Here is a 20649-nt window from a genome sequence, read left to right as displayed (position 1 = left end):
CGGCACGGCCGTTTCGCGGCCTGTCGGCAAACGGCGTCCGGGGTGCCCCACCATGATTCCCGCGCCCCACGATCATTCCGGCGCCCCTCGGTGATTGGCCGGAAAGAACCCCGGCGATCGGATTTGCATTACCGATCAGGAATTACCGAACTCAACACGGTTAGAAGATGACTGAAGTTGACTTCAAATGTTCAGGACGGTCGCTTCCCACATAGGGTGAACGATTCCGGAAGCGCCCGGCACCGGCCTCCGGACGGCGCCGGCCTTGTGTCGCCCGCCTACGCCCTAGTAGTTAACGCACCACCGGATTGCCGACCCGAATCGCGGGGGAAGGCTCCCCCGGTACGCCCGGAGTGCACTCGCGACCCTTCCATTCGAGTGAACGCGGACAGGAGCGGCCATGCCCGCAGCCCGCCAGCCGTCAACGGAGCAGCTACAAAGAACACCCGCCCCCCGTGAAGAGGGAGCGTCCGTTCGACCCGCCGAGCCCGCACAGCCCCCAGGTGATGCCGTGAAAACGCTGATTGGCCGCATTCCCGTGCTGGACGTACGCCCCCTCGTCGACTGCGGCCGAAGGCCCGCGAAATCGGTGGTCGGCGAAACGTTCCGGATCAGTGCCACCGTGTTCCGCGAAGGGCACGACGCGGTGGCCGCCAATGTCGTCCTGCGGGACCCCCGGGGCCGCCAGGGCCCCTGGACCCCGATGCGGGAACTCGCGCCCGGAACCGACCGCTGGGGCGCGGAGGTCACCGCGGACGCCGAGGGCCGGTGGACCTACAGCGTCGAGGCGTGGAGCGATCCGCTCGCCACCTGGCGGCACCACGCCGGCATCAAGGTCCCCGCCGGGATCGACACCGCCCTGGTCCTCGACGAGGGGGCGGAACTCTACGAGCGGGCCGCCGCGGGCGTCCCCAAGCGGGCGGGCCGGGAGGCCGTACTCGCCGCCGCCGACGCCCTGCGCGACAAGGGCCGGCCGGACCGCGAGCGGCTGGAGGCGGCGCTCGCCCCGGACGCGCTCGCCGCGCTGGAGCGCCATCCGCTGCGCGAACTGGTCACCGCCTCGTACCCGTTGCCGCTCCAGGTGGAGCGGACCCGCGCGCTGTTCGGCTCCTGGTACGAGTTCTTCCCGCGCTCTGAGGGCGCCCGGGCCGAGCGCGGAAGGCTCGTCTCCGGCACCTTCCGCACGGCGGCGCAGCGGCTGCCCGCCATCGCCGCGATGGGCTTCGACGTGGTGTACCTCCCGCCGGTCCACCCCATCGGCAGCACCTTCCGGAAGGGACCGAACAACGCGCTCGACGCCGGTCCCCACGACGTCGGGGTGCCCTGGGCGATCGGCTCGGCCGAGGGCGGCCACGACGCCGTCCATCCGGACCTCGGCACCATCGAGGACTTCGACGCGTTCGTGGGGCACGCGCGGGACCTGCGGATGGAGGTCGCCCTCGACTTCGCCCTTCAGTGCTCCCCCGACCACCCGTGGGTGACCGGGCATCCCGAGTGGTTCCACCGCCGGGCGGACGGCGGCATCGCCTACGCGGAGAACCCGCCGAAGAAGTACCAGGACATCTACCCGATCGCGTTCGACCGCGACATGCCGGGAATCGTCGCCGAGACCCTGCGGGTGCTGCGCCACTGGATGGCGCACGGGGTGCGGATCTTCCGCGTCGACAACCCGCACACCAAGCCGGTGGTGTTCTGGGAGAAGGTCATCGGCACGATCAACCGGACCGACCCGGACGTCGTCTTCCTCGCGGAGGCGTTCACCCGCCCGGCGATGATGCACGCCCTCGCCGCGGTCGGTTTCCAGCAGTCGTACACGTACTTCACCTGGCGCACCACCAAGCAGGAGCTGACGGAGTACCTGACGGAGCTGTCGGGCGAGGCTGCCGCCTGGATGCGGCCCAACTTCTTCGTGAACACCCCGGACATCCTGCACGCCTACCTCCAGGAGGGCGGCCGGCCGGCGTTCGAGGTGCGCGCCGTGCTCGCCTCGACCCTCTCCCCCAGCTGGGGCGTGTACGCGGGGTACGAGCTGTGCGAGAACACCCCGCTGCGGCCGGGCAGCGAGGAGTACCTCGACTCGGAGAAGTACCAACTGCGGCCGCGTGACTGGGAGTCGGCCGAGCGAGAGGGGCGCGGCATCGCCCCGCTGATCACCGCGCTGAACCGGATCCGGCGGCGCAACCCGGCGCTTCGGCAGCTCCGGAACCTGCGCTTCCACCACGCGGACAACGACTCCGTGATCGCCTACAGCAAGCGAACGGGTTCGAACACCGTTCTGGTGGTCGTCAATCTCGACCCCCACCACACCCAGGAGGCGACGGTCTCGTTTGACATGCCGGAACTCGGCCTCGACTGGCACGAGACCGCACCGGTGCGCGACGAGCTCACCGGCGAGACCTATCACTGGGGCAGGGCCAGCTATGTGCGCCTCGAGCCGGGCGTCACGCCTGCGCACATCGCCGTCCTGCGACCGTCCCCGCCGACCGGAGGGTCACCCACATCATGATCGTCAACGAGCCCGTCCACGACACCTTCGAGGACACCCCCGCCAAGGACCGGGACCCCGACTGGTTCAAGCGCGCCGTCTTCTACGAGGTGCTCGTGCGCACCTTCCAGGACAGCAACGGCGACGGCATCGGCGACCTCAGAGGCCTCACCGCCAAGCTGGACTACCTGCAGTGGCTGGGCGTGGACTGCCTGTGGCTGCCGCCGTTCTTCAAGTCCCCGCTGCGCGACGGGGGTTACGACGTCTCCGACTACACCTCGGTGCTGCCGGAGTTCGGCGACCTCGCCGACTTCGTCGAGTTCGTCGACGCCGCCCACCAGCGCGGGATGCGGGTCATCATCGACTTCGTCATGAACCACACGAGCGACCAGCACCCGTGGTTCCAGGAGTCCCGGAGCAACCCGGACGGCCCGTACGGCGACTACTACGTCTGGGCCGACGACGACAAGCAGTTCCAGGACGCCCGGATCATCTTCGTCGACACGGAGAGTTCCAACTGGACCTTCGACCCGGTCCGCAAGCAGTACTACTGGCACCGCTTCTTCTCCCACCAGCCGGACCTCAACTACGAGAACCCGGCGGTGCAGGAGGAGATCGTCTCCGCCCTGCGCTTCTGGCTGGACCTGGGCATCGACGGATTCCGGCTGGACGCCGTGCCGTACCTGTACCAGGAGGAGGGCACCAACTGCGAGAACCTCCCGGCCACCCACTCCTTCCTCAGGCGGGTGCGCAAGGAGATCGACGCCCACTACCCGGACACGGTGCTGCTGGCCGAGGCGAACCAGTGGCCCGAGGACGTGGTCGACTACTTCGGCGACTACCCGTCGGGCGGCGACGAGTGCCATATGGCCTTCCACTTCCCGGTGATGCCGCGCATCTTCATGGCCGTGCGGCGGGAGTCGCGGTACCCGGTCTCCGAGATCCTGTCCAAGACCCCGCGGATCCCCAAGAACTGCCAGTGGGGCATCTTCCTGCGCAACCACGACGAGCTGACCCTGGAGATGGTCACCGACGAGGAGCGCGACTACATGTACGCGGAGTACGCCAAGGACCCGCGGATGCGCGCCAACATCGGCATCCGCCGCCGACTGGCCCCGCTGCTGGACAACGACCGCAACCAGATCGAGCTGTTCACCGCCCTGCTGCTGTCCCTGCCCGGCTCCCCGATCCTCTACTACGGCGACGAGATCGGCATGGGCGACAACATCTGGCTGGGCGACCGGGACGCGGTGCGCACACCGATGCAGTGGACCCCGGACCGCAACGCCGGCTTCTCGTCCTGCGATCCGGGCCGGCTGTACCTGCCGACCATCATGGACCCGGTCTACGGCTACCAGGTCACCAACGTCGAGGCCTCCATGGCGTCGCCCTCGTCGCTGCTGCACTGGACCCGGCGGATGATCGAGATCAGAAAGCAGAACCGCGCCTTCGGCCTGGGCAGCTTCACCGAACTCCCGTCGTCGAACCCCGCCGTGCTGGCGTACCTGCGCGAGGCGCCCGCCACCGGGGACGGCTCCGACGACCTGGTCCTGTGCGTGAACAACTTCTCGCGCTTCGCCCAGCCCACCGAGCTGGACCTGCGCCGGTACAACGGCCGCCACCCGGTGGAGCTGATCGGCGGGGTCCGCTTCCCGGCGATCGGGGAGTGGCCCTATCTGCTGACGCTGGCCGGGCACGGCTTCTACTGGTTCCGGCTGCACCGGGAGCCGGTGGCCGCGGAGAGCCCCGCGCACCGGTCCGCGCGCAGGACCCGGACGCCCGAGGGCGGCTGACCCGGGCACATGCCATGTCGGGTGCGGGGCGGTTGGACCACCCCGTACCGGGCACGCTCCCCGTCATATCGAAACCCGGTCCGAGTCCGTACGGACCATCCTCCGCCGACACTCCCCCCGCCTGCGGCGGGGGGACCCCCACGCACAGCCCGGACAGCTATTATTTGCCGCAATCCGGGACACTCTTCGCAAACTGTGGTGTGCCCGGGGAAAGGACGCGATGCCATGTCGGAGGCTGCATCCACCCGGACCCCCGTCGCCCTGCTGCCTTCGCTCTCGCCCCTGCTGCGCGAGTGGCTGCCCCGGCAACGGTGGTTCGCGGGAAAGGGGCACCCGGTCACCGGCTTCGCGCTGGTGGCGGCCGTCGAACTGCTGCCGGTCGACTCGGCCGGCCCAGGACTGCTGCATCTGCTGCTCCGCGTCAGGCAGCCCGGCCAGACCCTGGGCCTGCGGACCACCGCCGGGCGGGCACCGTCCGCGCTGCGCGACGCGGCCGCGGGCGGCGACTGCTACCAGCTGCTGCTGGGCGTGCGCGCCGCGGTGCCCCCGCATCTCGCCCCGGCGCTGATCGGCCGGGTGGCCGAGGGGCCGCTCGCCGGACGGACCGTCTACGAGGGACTGCACGACCCCCGGCTCGCCGGACTGCTGCTGGAGCGGCTGCGCACACCCGGCCGGTTCGGTCCGCTGCGCTTCGAGCGGGCCGCCCCCGTGCCAGGCGGTCTGCGCGCCCGCGTACTCGACGCCGAACAGTCCAACTCCTCGCTGGTGTACGGGGATTCACTGATCCTGAAGATCTTCCGACGGGTGTACCCGGGCATCAACCCCGACCTGGAGCTGCCCCTCGCGCTCGCCCGCGCGGGCTGCGGCCGGGTGCCCGCGCCCGTCGCCTGGTTCGAGTCGCACACCCCCGAGCCCTGCACCCTCGGTGTCCTCCAGCCGTTCCTCCGAGGCTCCCAGGACGGCTGGCGGCTCGCGCTCAAGGCGCTCGCCGACGGGGACGACTTCACCGGGGAGGCGCAGGCCCTGGGCCGGGCCACGGCGGAGGTGCACACGGCACTCGCCGCCGCGCTGCCCACCGTCACGCTGAGCGGGTCCCAGACCCGGCACCTGGCCACGGCGATGAACGAGCGGCTGGACGCGGCGCTGCGGGCGGTGCCCGCGCTGCTGCCGTACGTCCGCGGGCTGCGCGCCGCCTTCGACGCCATCGCCGGCGCGACCTTCGACGGCGACGGCAGGGCCCAGCGCATCCACGGCGACCTGCACCTCGGCCAGACCCTGCGCACACCCGGCGGGGGCTGGTCGGTCATCGACTTCGAGGGGGAACCGGCCCGCCCGCTCGACGAACGCCGCCGGGTGCAGCCCCCGGTGCGCGACATCGCCGGGATACTGCGCTCCTTCGACTACGCGGCCCGCTCGTACCGCCCCTGGAACCCGGCCTGGGCGGCGCGCTGCCGGGCCGCGTACTGCGAGGGCTACGCCGACGCCTCCGGCTCCGACCCGCGGGCAGAGGCGGAACTGCTGCGCGCCTACGAGACCGACAAGGCCGTGTACGAGGTCGTCTACGAGGCCCGCCACCGGCCGGACTGGCTCCCGGTCCCGATGTCCGCCATCCAGCGGCTGGCCGGTCCCGCGGGCTGACGCCCGCACCGTCCCGCTCACGCCCTCCCACCGCCACCGCCACTCGCACCGCCACTCCCACCGCCACTGCCACTCGCACCGCCACTGCCACTGCCACTGCCACTGCCCCAGCCCGATCCCCAGCCCCGATCTTCCCCCCGAGTACAAGGAGGCCGTCCCCCGTGACTCCCCGCAACGGCGTACGCCCCGCCGCACCGCTCGACGAATCCGACCGGGAACGGCTGCTCGGCGGCACGCACCACGACCCGCACTCCCTCCTGGGGGCGCACCTGGGGCGCGGCGGGGTGGCCTTCCGGACACTGCGGCCGTACGCGGAGTCGGTGACGGTCCTGGCCAAGGGGCTGCGCGCCGAGCTGCACGACGACGGCGACGGCTTCTTCTCGGCGCTGCTCCCGCTGCGCAGGATCCCCGAGTACGCGCTCCAGGTCGCGTACGAGGGCGCCGCCCTGGAGTTCGCGGACCCCTACCGCTTCCTCCCCGCCATCGGCGAACTCGATCTGCATCTGATCGGCGAGGGGCGCCACGAGGAGCTGTGGCACGCCCTCGGCGCCCGGCCGATGACGCACCAGGGCGTCACGGGCACCCGCTTCACCCTCTGGGCGCCGAACGCCCGCGGGGTCAGGGTCGTCGGCGACTTCAACCACTGGGACGGCACGGCCTGCGCCATGCGCTCGCTGGGCTCCTCCGGGGTGTGGGAGCTGTTCCTGCCCGGCGTCGGCGAGGGCGCGCTGTACAAGTTCGAGATCACCCGCCCCGACGGCTCCCGCACGCTCCGGGCGGATCCGATGGCACGCCGGACCGAGGTGCCCCCCGCGACGGCGTCCGTCGTCACCGAGTCCCACCACGTCTGGCACGACGAGGCGTGGATGGCGCACCGCGGCGCCCGCCCGGTCCACGAGGCCCCGTTCTCCGTGTACGAGGTGCATCTGCCGTCCTGGCGACCGGGTCTGACCTACCGCCGGCTGGCCGAGCAGCTCCCCGCCTACGTCAGGGACCTCGGCTTCACCCATGTCGAGCTGATGCCGGTGGCCGAGCACCCCTTCGGCGGCTCGTGGGGCTACCAGGTCACCGGCTTCTACGCGCCCACCGCCCGGATGGGCACGCCGGACGACTTCCGCCACCTGGTCGACGCACTGCACCGCGCCGGAATCGGGGTGATCATGGACTGGGTCCCGGCGCACTTCCCCCGGGACGACTGGGCGCTGGCCGAGTTCGACGGACGCCCGCTGTACGAGCACTCCGACCCGGCCCGCGCCGCCCACCCCGACTGGGGCACCCTGGAGTTCGACTACGGACGCAGGGAGGTCCGCAACTTCCTGGTCGCCAACGCCGTCTACTGGTGCGAGGAGTTCCACGTCGACGGGCTGCGGGTCGACGCGGTCGCCTCGATGCTGTACCTCGACTACTCCCGCGAGCACGGCGAATGGAGCCCCAACGAGCACGGCGGCCGGGAGAACCTCGACGCCGTCTCCTTCCTCCAGGAGATGAACGCCACCGTCTACCGGCGCTGCCCCGGTGCGGTGACCATCGCCGAGGAGTCCACCGCCTGGGACGGTGTGACCCGGGCGACCCACCATGTGGGCCCGGGAGGCTTCGGCGGGCTCGGCTTCGGCCTGAAGTGGAACATGGGATGGATGCACGACTCGCTCGGCTACGTCGGGCACGAGCCGGTGCACCGCAGGTTCCACCACAACGAGATGACCTTCTCGATGGTCTACGCGTACAGCGAGAACTACGTGCTGCCCATCTCCCACGACGAGGTCGTGCACGGCAAGCGCGCCCTGGTGTCGAAGATGCCGGGCGACTGGTGGCAGCAGCGCGCCAACCACCGTGCGTACCTCGGCTTCATGTGGGCCCATCCCGGCAAGCAACTGCTTTTCATGGGACAGGAGTTCGCCCAGGGTGCGGAGTGGTCCGAGAGCCACGGACCGGACTGGTGGCTGCTCGACCCCTCCTACTCGGCCGAGGCCGACCACCGGGGCGTGCGGGACCTGGTGCGCGACCTGAACCGGGTCTACGCGGCCACCCCGGCGCTCTGGCAGCGGGACACCGTCCCCGAGGGCTTCTCCTGGGTGGACGGCGGGGCCGCCGACGACAACGTCTTCGCGTTCCTGCGCTTCGACGCCGACGGCACCCCGCTGCTGGCGGTCTCCAACTTCTCACCGGTGGTACGGCACGAGTACCGGCTCGGCGTGCCGCCGTCCGTGCCCGCCTGGTCCGAGGCGCTGAACACCGACGCCGCGCGCTACGGCGGCGGGGACGTCCGCAACGACGACCCGGTCAAACCCGAGTCCGTCGCCGCCCACGGCCACCGCACCAGTGTGCAGCTCACCCTGCCGCCGCTGGCGACGGTCTGGCTCAAGCCGGCGTGACCACCCCGAGCCGCTGGGTGGCCCTGGTCAGCGCCACATAGAGGTCGTTGGGCGGCATCCGCTCGGGCGCGACCACCAGCACCGTGTCGAACTCCAGGCCCTTGGCCTCGCGCGGGTCGAGCAGCACGACGGGCCGGGAGAGGTCCAGCGGCCCCTCGCCGCCGAGCCCGGTGAGCGCGCCGTGCAGCTCCCGGGGGGCGATGACGGCGAGCCGGCCCTCCTCCGGGACCTCGGCGGCGGCGAGGGCCGCCACGTCGGCCAGGGCCGCGGTGCGCTCGAAGGGGGCGGTCCCGGTGGACCGGATGGAGCGGGGCGGGGTGAAGTCCGGGTCGGTGTGCCGGCGCCGCTCGGCCGCGTAGTCCATGACCTCCGCGGGCGTGCGGTAGTTGACCCCGAGCCGCGCCAGCCGCCAGCGGTCCCCGACATGGGGGGCGAGGATCCGCTGCCAGAAGTCCCCGCCCTCCCCCGCGGCCCCCGGCGCGGCGGGCGCCGCCCGGTCCCCGGCCCGCGCCGGGTCCGCGGTCTGCGCGGGCTCGCCGGTCTGCGCGGGGTCCGCGGTCTGTACGGGGTCCGCGGTCTGCGCCGGGTCGCCGACGAGCGTCATCGAGCGGGTCGGGCAGCGGCGCATCAGCAGCCGCCACGCCATGGCCGACAGCTCCTGCGCCTCGTCGACGATGATGTGCCCGAACGCCCAGGTCCGGTCGGCTGCGGCACGCTCGGCGGCGGTGCGGTGGTCCGCCTCCTCCTGGCGCTCGGCCATGCGCTCGGCGTCGATGACGTCATGGGCGGCCAGCACCTCGGAGGCGTCGGCGTCGACGTCCTCCTTGTCCTCGAACTCGTAGGTGCGGGAGGCGTAGGAGACGTCCAGCACGCCCTGGGCATAGGCGATCCGGCGGGAGCGCTCGGCCTCCGCGGCGGCCCGGGCGGCGGAGTCGTCCGTACCGAGGAGTTCCGCCGCCTCGTCGAGGAGGGGCACGTCGGCGGGCGTCCACGGGCCACCGCGGCGCCTGATCAGGTCCGCGTCGGCGTCGTCGAGGTGCGTGGGGTCCGCGAGGTAGCCGGCGAGGAACTCCTCCGGGTCGAGCGGCGGCCACAGCGAGGCGATGGCGGAGTGCACCCCGGCACTGGCGGCGACGGCCTTGCCGAGCTGGGCGATGTCGTCGGGGCCGAGGAAGTTGGGGCCGCCGTACGGGTCCTCGCCGATGCGGTCGGCGAGCCGGGTGGTGAGGTCGTCGATGACGTGGAAGGCGAAGTAGGGCCGGGCGAGGTTGTGCGGCAGCCCGGTCTCACGGGCCCTGTGCCGCGCCTCCACTGCGGTGTCCCAGTCGAGGACCAGCTCGCCGTCGTCGTGGGCGATGACGATCGGCTCCCCCTTCCCGGGCACCCGCTGCCGGTCCCGTACGGCCTCGGCGAGCACGGCCGCCATCTCCGGGCGGCCCTTCACCGCCGCGGCGGCGGGGCTGTCGGTACCGGTGGCGTGGATCCCGGGGTAGAGCTCCCCGACGGTCGACAGCAGGACACCGGTCTCGCCCAGCGAGGGCAGCACCTCGCCGATGTAGCCGAGGAAGGCCGGGTTGGGCCCGACGACCAGCACCGCCCGCCTGGCGAGCTGCTCCCGGTGGGCGTACAGCAGGTATGCGGCGCGGTGCAGCGCGACGGCCGTCTTGCCGGTGCCGGGGCCTCCCTCGACGACGAGGACCCCGTGCCGCGGGGCGCGGATGATGCGGTCCTGCTCGGCCTGGATCGTGGACACGATGTCCGCCATCCGCCCGGTGCGTGCGCTGTCGAGGGCGGCGAGGAGCACCTCGTCGGCGTCGTGCGACTCGTGTCCGGTGCGGGTCGGGTCGCCGAGGTCCATGATCTCGTCGTGCAGCGCGGTGACGGTGCGGCCCTCGGTGGTGATGTGCCTGCGCCGGCGCAGCCCCATCGGTTCGTATCCGGTGGCGAGATAGAAGGGGCGCGCGACGGGCGCCCGCCAGTCGATCAGCAGCGGGGTGCGCTCGGCGTCGTCGCCGCGCAGTCCGAGACGCCCGATGTGATGCGTCACTCCGTCCCGCCGGTCGACACGCCCGAAACAGAGTCCGGTGTCTGCGGCATTCAGCGCGGCGAGTGAGGCGGAGTGTTCCGCCACCTCGATATCGCGCTCCACCCGCGCCTGCCGACCGGTGCCGACCTGCGCCATCGTGGCGCGCACGGCAGCCTCGGCCTCCCTGCGCAGCTGATCGAGCCGCTCGTGGGCGAGGGAGACGAATTGCTGTTCCTGCCGGATTTCCTCGGTTGACAATTCAGCTCCTGACACGCTAGAGTTCCTTTATCAAGGCTTTCCGTATTACATTTTCCGCCTGAACGCGGAACCATTCAATATACGCGAAGAAATACCCGGGCCGTCAATGCGGACCGGTTTTTTGTGAGCCGTCACGCCCGGCCGCGATCGCACCGCCGACGCCGCCGCATCCCGTGGTGCCGCACCGCGCCCCGAGCGAGCGCGCGGCCATGGAGCGCCGATCCCGCCGGACGGAGCCCGGAGCGGGCCGGCCGCTTCGGGTTCGGTACCGGCTGCGGTCCGGTACTGCGGGCCGACCGCGACGGGTCCCGGCGGCGGGTCCGCCCACCGCACGGCAGGGGCGGGGGAAACCGGCGCGTCCGGTAGCCGGTGCTGATGCCCGCCGCCAAGTGCCTTGTGCATTCGGGAAGTCAACGCACGCAAGGCATTGACGCCGACCCTGCGTCCATCTACAAAACCTGAGAGCGCTCTCATCCACTTCCGGTACCACCCCCTCCCGGAGGTCATCCTTGACCACGAGCCGCGTCACAAGAATCTCCCGCACCCCGCTCGTCACCGCGTTCACGGCCCTCGCCGTCGCCCTCACCGGGCTCCTGGCCCTCGGCCCCGCGAGCCCGGCCAGCGGTGCCGTACCCCCCGCACCCGGCTGGAACCTGCGGTGGAGCGACGACTTCACCGGCCCCGACCGCTCCCTGCCGTCCTCCGCCGACTGGCAGATCGACACCGGTCACGGCTACCCGGGCGGCCCCGCCAACTGGGGCACCGGAGAGATCCAGAACTACACGAACAGCCCGGACAACGTCAGCCTCGACGGCAGCGGCAACCTGCGCATCACCCCGCTGCGCGACGGCGCCGGCAACTGGACCTCCGCACGGATCGAGACCCGGCGCGCCGACTTCAAGGCACCGGCGGGCGGCACCCTGCGCATCGAGGGCCGGATCCGGATGCCCGATGTCACCGGCGACGCGGCACTCGGCTACTGGCCCGCGTTCTGGGCGCTCGGCGCACCCTACCGGGGCAACTACTGGAACTGGCCCGGTATCGGCGAGTTCGACATCATGGAGAACGTCAACGGCCTCAACTCGGTCTGGGGCGTGCTGCACTGCGGGGTGAACCCCGGCGGGCCGTGCAACGAGACCAGCGGCCTCGGCGCCAGCCGCGCCTGCCCCGGCGCGAGCTGCCAGTCGGCCTACCACACCTACCGCTTCGAGTGGGACCGCTCCACCACCCCCAACGCCCTGCGCTGGTACGTCGACGGCCGGCTCTACCACACCGTCGACCAGAGCCGGATGGACGCCGGCACCTGGGCCGACATGACCGAGCACGCGGGCTACTTCATCCTCCTCAACGTCGCCGTCGGCGGCGCCTTCCCGGACGCCCTGGCGGGGAGGACCCCGACCGCCGCGACCGTCCCCGGCCACCCGATGCTCGTCGACTACGTCGCCGTGTGGACCCGCGACGGCGGCACGACCCCGCCGCCCACCGACCCGCCGCCGTCCGGCTCCGCGCAGTTGTACCTGCGCGGCGACGGCGCCGCCGGGGACGCGGCCGGTTCGGGTACCTCCGTCCGGCTCGCCTCGGCGGGCGGCGCGAACCACGACGGCACCCCGCACAACCCGCAGGTGTTCGCCTCCGGGCCGATCACCCGCGCGTACAACGGCGGTACGACGCAGTTCGATCTCCTTGTGGACGCCGGTACGACCGTCGCCAACGGGCAGCAGATACGGGTGAGTTACGACCGCACCGGCGACGGGACGTGGGACCGCACCGAGACGTACCACTACTTCGCCACCGATCCCGTCCCGGGCTACGAGCACTACACCCAGACGCGCGGCCTGCGGTCCGCCACCGGCACGCACGGAGACCTGAGGAACGGCCGGGTGCGGATCGAGGTGTGGAACGCCATCGGCAGCGGCGCCAGCACCCTGGGCGCCGGCAACCAGTCCTTCGTTCGCATCCCCTTCGGCTGACCGGACGGGTCCGGGCCGATCCCCGGCGAGTGGTCCACGGGGCCCCGGGGCGGTCCGGCACGGTGCCTCGGCAGCCGCGCTGCACGGCGGATGCCGCCGGGTCCCCGCCCCGGCGGCACCTCCGAGCGCCCCGGGGAGTCAGACACCGGGGGCGGCGCGGAAGTCGACCGGCTTCCGCGCCGCCGTGTCGATGTCCTCGGGACCGAGCAGGAGCACGGCCCGGGAGCGGGCACGGACACGGACGCGGACACGGGCCCGGACAAGAGCGCGGGCCCGGGACTGAGGCGCGGGCCCGGGCGCAGACCACCCGGACCCGCACACACGGCAGCCGCCTCAGACCGTGACGGCCGGCTCCCTGCGTTCCCCGTCCCGCCGCTCCGGCAGCCCGCCGGAGGGCGCGGCCGGGGCGTGGTCGTCGACGAAGGCCTCCTCGTCGAAGGGGAGGCGGCCGGCGAGCACCTCGGCTGCGCGCTCCTTGTCGATCTCCTTCGTCCAGGTGCCGACCAGGACCGTGGCGACGGCGTTGCCGGCGAAGTTGGTGAGGGCGCGCGCCTCGCTCATGAAGCGGTCGATACCGACGATCAGGCCCACGCCGTCGACCAGCGCGGGCTTGTGCGACTGGAGGCCGCCCGCGAGGGTCGCGAGGCCGGCGCCGGTGACACCGGCGGCACCCTTCGAGGCGATGATCATGAAGATCAGCAGCGAGATCTGCTCGCCGACCGAGAGCGGGGTGCCCATCGCCTCGGCGACGAACAGCGAGCCCATCGTGAGATAGATCGCGGTGCCGTCCAGGTTGAAGGAGTAGCCGGTCGGGACGGTGATGCCGACGACGGGCTTCGAGACGCCCAGGTGCTCCATCTTCGCGATGAGGCGCGGCAGCGCGGACTCGGACGAGGAGGTGGAGAGGATCAGCAGGAACTCACGGCCGAGGTAGCGCAGCAGCGAGAAGAGGTTCACCCCGGCGACGACCCGCAGCAGCGCACCGAGGACGAGGACGACGAACAGCGCACAGGTGGCATAGAAGCCGATCATGATGACCGCGAGCGACTTCAGGGCGTCGACGCCGGTCTCGCCGACCACGGCGGCGATCGCGCCGAAGGCGCCCACCGGAGCCGCCCACATGATCATCGCGAGGATGCGGAACACCAGCTTCTGGAGGTGTCCAACACCACGCAGGATCGGCTCCCCCGCGGGACCCATGGCCTGCAGCGCGAACCCCGCGAGCAGCGCCACCAGGAGGGTCTGGAGCACCTCGCCCTCGGTGAAGGCGGAAACCAGCGTGGTCGGGATGACGCCGAGGAGGAAGTCCACGGTGCCCGCGCTCGCGCCCTCGGCCTGCCTGCCGCCCGCCGCCCTCGCCGCGTCCGTCAACTGCAGCCCGTGGCCCGGGTCGAGCAGGTTGCCCACCACCAGCCCGATGGCCAGCGCGACCGTGGACATCACCAGGAAGTACCCGAGGGCCAGCCCGCCGACGGCACCGACCTTCGCGGCCCTGCGGACCGATCCGACGCCGAGCACGATCGTGCAGAAGACGATCGGGGAGATCATCATCTTGATCAGGTTCACGAACCCCGTGCCGATCGGCTTGAGTCCGACGGCCACGCCCGGGGCGGCGAAGCCCACGAAGACGCCGAGCACGACGGCGCCGATGACGGCGAGATACAGATAGTGGGTGCGGTCCCGCCTTGCGGCTGCTGGGGTTGCCACGGGGATTCCTCCTCGGCCTGATGTGCGTCCACGTCCCGGCGGACGCCCGTGACTATGCAGCACCCTGCGACCCCGGTCACCGTTGCGTACGTTTCGTTCACACGAAACCGGACGGGCAGACTTGGGCCATGCGCACACCCCGCCCGCGGAGCCTCGCCGGCCAGCTCTTCGCGATGCAGGTGGTGCTGGTCGCCGCGATCGTCGGCGGCTTCGCGCTCTTCTCGTACGCGATGGACCGCTCGCAGGCGGAGGAGACCGCACGCCGGCAGACGACGGCCGCGGCCGCCGCGGTGGCGGACCACCCGTCGGTGGTGGCGGCCGTCCGGTCCGCCGACCCGACGGCGCTGCTCCAGCCCTACACCGAGCGGCTGCGGAAGGACGCGGGGGTCGACTTCGTGGTGGTCATGACGCCGGACGGCAGGCGGTGGACCCATCCCGAACCCGGCCGGATCGGCCATGTCTACCTGGGCCATATCGACGAGGCACGGAAGGGGCGCACGGTCTCGGAGACCTACACGGGGACGCTCGGGCCGTCGGTGCGGACGGTCGCCCCGGTGCGGGACGGCTCCGGGAGGACCGTCGCGCTGGTCAGCGCGGGCATCACCATCGACAAGATCAGCGAGCAGCTCGGCAGGCAGGTCGGCGCACTGCTCGGGATGGCGGGCGCGGCACTGGCGCTCGGCGGCCTCGGGACGTACGTGGTCAACTCCCGGCTGCGGCGGCACACTCACGGCATGAACGCGGCGGAGCTGAGCCGGAGGCACGACTACCACGAGGCCACACTGCACGCGGTGCGCGAGGGGCTGCTGATGCTCGACGGCCAGCGGCGTATCGCCCTGATCAACGACGGGGCGCGGGAGTTGCTGGGCCTCGGCCCGGACGCGGTGGGCCGAAACGCCGGCGGACTCGGTCTGCCGCCCGGGCTGACGGGGGCTCTGCTCGGGAGCGAGCCCCGGGTCGACGAACTGCACCTCACGGCCGAGCGGGTGCTCGTCGTCTCCACCCAGCCGGTGGTCGGCGGCGAGCGGCGCGGCACGGTGGTGACCCTGCGGGACCACACCGAACTCCAGTCGCTGACCGGCGAGCTGGACTCCGAGCGCGGCTTCACCCGGGCGCTGCGCGCCCAGGCCCACGAGGCGGCCAACCGGCTGCACACCGTGGTCTCGCTCATCGAACTGGGCCGGGTGGGCGAGGCGGTCGAGTTCGCGACCGCCGAACTCGAGCTGGCCCAGGTGCTCACGGACCGGGTGGTGACGGCGGTCGGCGAGCCGGTCCTGGCGGCCCTGCTCCTCGGCAAGGCGGCGCAGGCCGGCGAGAGCGGCGTCGAACTGGTCCTCACCGACGACAGCCGCATCGACGACGGCGTCCTCCCGCCCTGGCTGCCGGCCCGGGACCTGGTCACCGTACTCGGCAACCTCATCGACAACGCGGTCGAGGCGTCCTCCGCGCCGGGGCCCTCGCGGGCGCCGGCCGTACCCTCGCCTCGCGGCGACGCACGGTCCCCCGCCGGGGCCGCACCGTCCCGGTCCGCAGCCGGGACCGCACCGTCCCGGTCCGCAGCCGGCCGCCCCGGGGACGCCGCCGGGCCCGCCGCGCCCGCCGGGCACACTGCGCACACCGGTGCCGCGGGCACGCGCCCGCGTGTCGAGGTCACCGCCCGCGCCGACGAGGACGAGCTGGTGCTGCGCGTCAGCGACACGGGGCCGGGGCTCGGGCCCGGCGAGGCGGAGGCCGTGTTCGCACGCGGCTGGTCGACCAGGGGCCCGGGACGGGGGCTGGGGCTCGCGCTGGTGCGGCAGGCCGTGCACCGGGGCGGGGGCACCGTCGAGGCGACCCGAAGCCCTTGCGGCGGTGCCGAGTTCACCGTACGGCTGCCCCTGCGGACCCCGGAGGCCGCCCTATGAACGGACGCCCCTGCCCCCGCTCCAGAACCAGAATCAGTCCCAGCCACAGAACCGGCCGGAGACGCGGCCAGGGACGCGGCCAGAGACACAGGACGGAGGCGGCGGCATGACCGCTCCCGCCCCGATCAGGGTGCTCGTCGTCGAGGACGACCCCGTCGCCGCCGACGCGCACGCACTGTACGTGGGGCGCGTCGCGGGATTCGCCGTGGCCGGGGTCGCGCACTCGCGGGCCGCGGCGTACCGGGCGCTGGAGCGCACGCCCGTGGAACTGATCCTGCTCGACCTCTATCTGCCGGACGGGCACGGACTCCACCTGCTGCGCGCCCTGCGGGCCGCCGGCCACCCTGCCGACGTGATCGCCGTGACCTCCGCCCGGGATCTGGCCGTGGTCCGCGAGGGAGTGTCCCTGGGGGTCGTCCAGTACGTCCTGAAGCCGTTCACCTTCGCCACACTGCGCGACCGCCTCGACCGGTACGCCGAGTTCCGCGCCGCCGCAGGCGAGGCCGCCGGGCAGGACGAGGTGGACCGTGCCCTGGCGACGCTGCGCGCCCCGCGGCCCGCAGCCCTCCCCAAGGGCCTCAGCGCACCGACCCTGGAGGCGGTCACCCGCACCCTGCGGGACACGGACGGCGGCCTCACCGCCACCGGGGCCGGTGCCGCGGTGGGGATCTCGCGCATCACCGCGCGCCGCTATCTGGAGCATCTCGTCACCGAGGGCCGGGCGGCGCGCAGCCCGCAGTACGGCCAGGTCGGCCGGCCCGAGTTGCAGTACCGCTGGATCCGCTCCGGCCGCTGAGCGGACGCCGCCGCCCGCGGGCGGCGGGGCACGGCAGGGGCACGGCGCGGGCGCGGCGTGCGGCGGAAGGCGTGCGGCCGGAGCGCAGGCAGGGCCACCGACATCCCCGGCAACGGCTGCACCGCTACGACGGAGCCAGCCGCGCAGCCGGCGCCGGGCGGTCCGGCCGTCGCGCGCCGGCGGACCGCATCGGCAGCGGGAGCACGCGGCAGCGGTAACGCGCGGCGGGAGCACGGGCTCGGCTGCTGTGGGCTCGGCAGGGGCAGGGGCAGGGGCGGATGCGGGAGGCCGGTGAGGAGGCCGGACGGCAGGGGCACGGCGCGGGCGCGGCGTGCGGCGGATGGCGTGCCGGGTGCGGGAGCCGTCAGGACGGTCGACGGGAATCCTGCGGGTCGACGGGCGGGGCCTCCCGCTGGACCTTCCTACGAGATCCCGCCTTGTGCAAACGCACCGTAGGCGGCAGTGACACTCCGCTCCTACGGTGTGCGCGTGCACTCCACCCCGCCTTTCAACGCTCCTGCCGCCCGCCGACTGCGCGAGGCCCTGGGGATGGCGCCGGGCCATGTCGCCTACGGGCTCCGGGCCCAGTACGGACTCCACGTCGCCCCGGACACCGTGGTCGCCTGGGAACGGGGACTCCAGGCGCCGGAGTCCCGGGAACTGACCGCGCTCGCGGGAGTGCTGTGGTGCTCGCCCGGCGAGCTGCTGGGCATGCCCCAGAGCCTGCGCGAGCACCGGATCGCCCGCGCCCTGGACCCGGAGGAACTCGCCCGCCGGGTGGGCATGGACCCGTCGACGTACCGGCGCATGGAGGACGCCGGCCGATGGCGCGGAAACGAGCGGCAGACCGCCGCGCTCGCCGAGACGCTGTCGCTGACCCCGCGCGAGCTGCTGACCGCCACCGGGCGCGGCGAGGAGCTGGCGGAGCTGCTGCGCAGCGCGGCGACCACGCGGTGGCAGGCGTATGTACGCCCGGTGGCGAAGATGCTGCCCCTGCCCCGGCGGCGGCTCGAGGACGCTTTGCAGCGGCTGCACGCGGACTACCATGCGCGGATGGCCGCTACCTCCAGCTGGGGCGCCTCGGCCGGCTCGGGGAAGTCGGGACGGGACTTCCTCGACCGGATCGCGGAACACTTCTGGGCGCTCCTCTCCGGATAGCGCGGCCGGCACGCGGTACGGGCGGCCGCGGGGCCGAATCCCCTTCCGCCATCGCATGGTTGCCAGGGGGTGGATGGAACGCTCCGTTCCGTCCATCGTTGAACGCGAACATGCCGAGGCCCTCGGTGCTCCCCGGCCGACGGGCGTCCACCGGACCTCCCCCAGGAGCGAACCCCCCATGCATGTACGCAGATGGACCACCCGCGCCGCGGTCGCGGCAGGCGCGCTGACCCTCACCGCCACCATGGCTGCCACGGCCTCGGCCGGCACCGCGAGCACCGCCCCGAGGACCTCGCCCACCGCCCCGAGGACCTCGCCCGCCGCCGGGATTTCAGCGGCCCCGGCGGTCCCCGCGACCCAGGCGATCCCGGCGATCCCCGCGATCCCGGCGACACCGGCGACACCGGCGAGTGCCGCGGTATCGGCGAGTGCGGCGGCTTCAGCGGCCTCCTCGGCGACTTCCCCGGCCCCGTACCCGGCCGCGACCGCGGGAGGCACCCACACCCCGAGGACGGCCGACCTCACCGCCGCCGGACTGGCGGGCGTCGACTACGCCACCTGGCGGCGGGACGTCACGGCGGCCCTCGCCGACGCCCGCCCCTACGTCGAGCAGCGCACGGCCGGAGCCTCCGGCGAGCGGCTGGCGATGGTGCTGGACATCGACAACACCTCGCTGGAGACGGACTTCCACTACTTCTGGGAGTACCCGACGCCCGCGGTCGGGCAGGTGCTGGACCTCGTCCGCTACGCGGACTCCCGAGGGGTGGACATCTTCTTCGTCACCGCCCGCCCCGGCATCATCGAGACGCTGACCTCGTACAACCTCAGGAAGGCGGGCTTCCCGGTCGACGGGCTCCACGTGCGCGGCCTGCCGGACCTGTTCGACGAGGTCAGCGCCTACAAGACCGGCAAGCGCAAGGAGATCGAGGCCAAGGGCTACACGATCATCGCCAATGTGGGCAACCGGTCCAGCGACCTGGCCGGCGGCCACGCCGAGCGGACGTTCAAGCTGCCCGACTACGGCGGCAAGCTGTCCTGACCGGAGCCGCGGCCGCTCGGCAGTCGCGGACAGCGTCCGCCGGCCCGGGGGGCCGCGCCCCTGTCGCCCCCGTCACCCCCGTCACCCCCCGCACGGGCGGGCACCGCATCCACCCGGCGGCCCGGACCCGTCCGGGCCGCCGGGCAGTCGGGACAGTCCGGGCAGTCGGGGGAAGGGGCCCGTCCGGCGGAGAAGCCCGTCCGGCGGAGAGGCAGGTACGGCGGAGAGGCCGGTACGACCGGACGGCCGGTTCAGAAGACCGACTCGGCCTCGTGGACCCGGTCCTCCGGCACGGTCTTCAGCCGGGTCACCGCCTCCGCGAGCGGCACCGTGACCACCTCGGTGCCGCGCAGCGCGGTCATCCTCCCGAACTCGCCGCGGTGGACGGCCTCCACCGCGTGCCATCCGAAGCGGTTGGCGAGCACCCGGTCGTAGGCGGTGGGCGTACCGCCGCGCTGGACATGGCCCAGGATGACGGGGCGGGCCTCCTTGCCCATCCGCCGCTCCAACTCGGCCGCCAGCCGGGTGCCGATGCCGGTGAACCGCTCGTGCCCGTACTGGTCGATCTCGCCCTTCTTGTACTCCATGGAGCCCTCGGCCGGGTGCGCGCCCTCCGCGACGCAGATGACCGCGAACTTCTTGCCCCGGGCGAAGCGCTCCTCGACCATCTTGACCAGGTCCTCGACCTGGAAGGGCCGCTCGGGCAGGCAGATCCCGTGTGCGCCGCCGGCCATGCCGGACTCGAGCGCGATCCAGCCGGCGTGCCGCCCCATGACCTCGACGACCATGACCCGCTGGTGGGACTCCGCGGTGGTCTTGAGTCGGTCGATGGCCTCGGTGGCCACGGTCACGGCGGTGTCGAAGCCGAAGGTGCGGTCCGTGGAGGAGATGTCGTTGTCGATGGTCTTGGGTACGCCGACCACGGGCATGCCGGCGTCCGACAGCATCCGCGCCGCGGTCAGCGTGCCCTCGCCGCCCACCGGGATGAGCGCGTCCAGTCCGTACTTGCGCGCCAACTCCAGGCTGGTTTCGGCGGCTTCGCACAGCCGGGAGCGCTCCAGCCGGGCCGAGCCGAGGACCGTGCCGCCGCGGGCGAGGATGCCGCTGACGGCGTTGAGGTCCAGGGTGCGGTAGTGGCCTTCGAGCAGGCCCTTGAACCCGTCCTCGAATCCGATGACTTCGTCCTCGTAGCCGGTCAGCGCACGGTGCACGACCGACCGGATCACCGCGTTGAGGCCGGGACAGTCGCCCCCCGCGGTCAGAATTCCGATGCGCATGGTGCCGTGTCTCCTGCTCGCTCGTGGGACCGGTGAGCCTCGTTTCGATTCTCACACGCGGGTCCGGGTACACGCCGGTCCGGCGGTGCCCGGCGGCCTGCGACCCGGCGGGCGCCTAACCCAGCCGTAGAGGTATTGTCAAGGGGATATTGCCACCCTATCGGGTTTTCCTGAGCCCTTGAGCGCAGCCCGCACCTCGCGCTCGACCGCGGCCCGGAGGACTCCG

At 72.6% G+C, this 20649-nt stretch carries 12 protein-coding genes; 9 read left to right on the top strand and 3 right to left on the bottom strand.

Annotation, left to right across the window (positions count from 1 at the left end; translation table 11 throughout):
- Positions 1-520: 520 nt before the first annotated feature.
- The 4 genes from DDQ41_RS20225 (at position 521) to glgB (ending at position 8288) form a co-directional block, all read left to right on the top strand.
- Positions 521-2506, top strand: coding sequence for an alpha-1,4-glucan--maltose-1-phosphate maltosyltransferase (locus DDQ41_RS20225; protein WP_167450325.1), 1986 nt, complete (start codon positions 521-523; stop codon positions 2504-2506).
- Positions 2503-4278 carry a maltose alpha-D-glucosyltransferase gene (treS, locus tag DDQ41_RS20220; RefSeq protein ID WP_109295746.1) on the top strand — a complete coding sequence of 592 codons (1776 nt, stop codon included), beginning with the start codon at positions 2503-2505 and terminating at the stop codon, positions 4276-4278. Before DDQ41_RS20225 ends, treS begins: the two co-directional genes overlap by 4 nt.
- 225 nt (positions 4279-4503) lie before the next feature.
- Positions 4504-5916, top strand: coding sequence for a maltokinase N-terminal cap-like domain-containing protein (locus tag DDQ41_RS20215; RefSeq protein ID WP_109295745.1), 1413 nt, complete (start codon positions 4504-4506; stop codon positions 5914-5916).
- A 161-nt stretch (positions 5917-6077) separates the two neighbouring features.
- Positions 6078-8288 (top strand): 1,4-alpha-glucan branching enzyme, encoded by a 2211-nt coding sequence (gene glgB, locus DDQ41_RS20205; protein ID WP_109295744.1) that lies wholly within the window; start codon positions 6078-6080, stop codon positions 8286-8288.
- Here the strand turns inward: glgB and DDQ41_RS20200 are convergent.
- Positions 8275-10572, bottom strand: coding sequence for a HelD family protein (locus DDQ41_RS20200; RefSeq protein ID WP_109295743.1), 2298 nt, complete (start codon positions 10570-10572; stop codon positions 8275-8277). The two genes, glgB and DDQ41_RS20200, sit on opposite strands and share 14 nt — an antisense overlap.
- Positions 10573-11081: 509 nt before the next feature.
- Between DDQ41_RS20200 and DDQ41_RS20195 the strand changes: the two genes are divergently transcribed.
- Positions 11082-12542: a glycoside hydrolase family 16 protein gene (locus tag DDQ41_RS20195; protein WP_109295742.1), complete on the top strand. Its 1461-nt coding sequence runs from the start codon at positions 11082-11084 to the stop codon at positions 12540-12542.
- Between the two features lie 333 nt (positions 12543-12875).
- On the opposite strand, the gene DDQ41_RS20185 is transcribed toward DDQ41_RS20195, so the two are convergent.
- Positions 12876-14249 carry a cation:dicarboxylate symporter family transporter gene (locus DDQ41_RS20185; protein WP_109295741.1) on the bottom strand — a complete coding sequence of 458 codons (1374 nt, stop codon included), beginning with the start codon at positions 14247-14249 and terminating at the stop codon, positions 12876-12878.
- Between the two features lie 128 nt (positions 14250-14377).
- On the opposite strand from DDQ41_RS20185, the gene DDQ41_RS20180 reads away from it, so the two are divergent.
- The 4 genes from DDQ41_RS20180 to DDQ41_RS20165 all read left to right on the top strand — a co-directional run bounded on the left by DDQ41_RS20180 (position 14378) and on the right by DDQ41_RS20165 (position 19146).
- Positions 14378-16153, top strand: coding sequence for a sensor histidine kinase (locus tag DDQ41_RS20180; RefSeq protein WP_109295740.1), 1776 nt, complete (start codon positions 14378-14380; stop codon positions 16151-16153).
- 106 nt (positions 16154-16259) lie between these two features.
- On the top strand, positions 16260-16949 hold the full coding sequence (locus DDQ41_RS20175; protein WP_109295739.1) for a response regulator: 690 nt from the start codon (positions 16260-16262) through the stop codon (positions 16947-16949).
- 549 nt (positions 16950-17498) lie between these two features.
- On the top strand, positions 17499-18107 hold the full coding sequence (locus DDQ41_RS20170) for a helix-turn-helix domain-containing protein (RefSeq protein WP_245991288.1): 609 nt from the start codon (positions 17499-17501) through the stop codon (positions 18105-18107).
- 178 nt (positions 18108-18285) lie between these two features.
- Positions 18286-19146 (top strand): HAD family acid phosphatase, encoded by an 861-nt coding sequence (locus tag DDQ41_RS20165; RefSeq protein ID WP_109295737.1) that lies wholly within the window; start codon positions 18286-18288, stop codon positions 19144-19146.
- A 251-nt stretch (positions 19147-19397) separates the two neighbouring features.
- Here the strand turns inward: DDQ41_RS20165 and DDQ41_RS20160 are convergent, their stop codons facing one another.
- Positions 19398-20423, bottom strand: a complete 1026-nt coding sequence (locus DDQ41_RS20160; protein WP_109295736.1) for an ATP-dependent 6-phosphofructokinase — start codon at positions 20421-20423, stop codon at positions 19398-19400.
- Positions 20424-20649 lie beyond the last annotated feature (226 nt).

This window comes from Streptomyces spongiicola, from assembly GCF_003122365.1.
In the GTDB taxonomy this organism is placed as follows: domain Bacteria; phylum Actinomycetota; class Actinomycetes; order Streptomycetales; family Streptomycetaceae; genus Streptomyces; species Streptomyces spongiicola.
This window is presented reverse-complemented; position numbering and strand designations above follow the sequence as displayed.

Excerpts from the sequence above, each read along its gene's own strand:
- treS (WP_109295746.1), top strand. The coding sequence starts at position 2,503 with ATGATCGTCAACGAGCCCGTCCACGACACCTTCGAGGACACCCCCGCC.
- DDQ41_RS20180 (WP_109295740.1), top strand. The coding sequence starts at position 14,378 with ATGCGCACACCCCGCCCGCGGAGCCTCGCCGGCCAGCTCTTCGCGATG.
- DDQ41_RS20175 (WP_109295739.1), top strand. The coding sequence starts at position 16,260 with ATGACCGCTCCCGCCCCGATCAGGGTGCTCGTCGTCGAGGACGACCCC.
- DDQ41_RS20215 (WP_109295745.1), top strand. The coding sequence starts at position 4,504 with ATGTCGGAGGCTGCATCCACCCGGACCCCCGTCGCCCTGCTGCCTTCG.
- DDQ41_RS20160 (WP_109295736.1), bottom strand. The coding sequence starts at position 20,423 with ATGCGCATCGGAATTCTGACCGCGGGGGGCGACTGTCCCGGCCTCAAC.
- DDQ41_RS20165 (WP_109295737.1), top strand. The coding sequence starts at position 18,286 with ATGCATGTACGCAGATGGACCACCCGCGCCGCGGTCGCGGCAGGCGCG.
- DDQ41_RS20170 (WP_245991288.1), top strand. The coding sequence starts at position 17,499 with ATGGCGCCGGGCCATGTCGCCTACGGGCTCCGGGCCCAGTACGGACTC.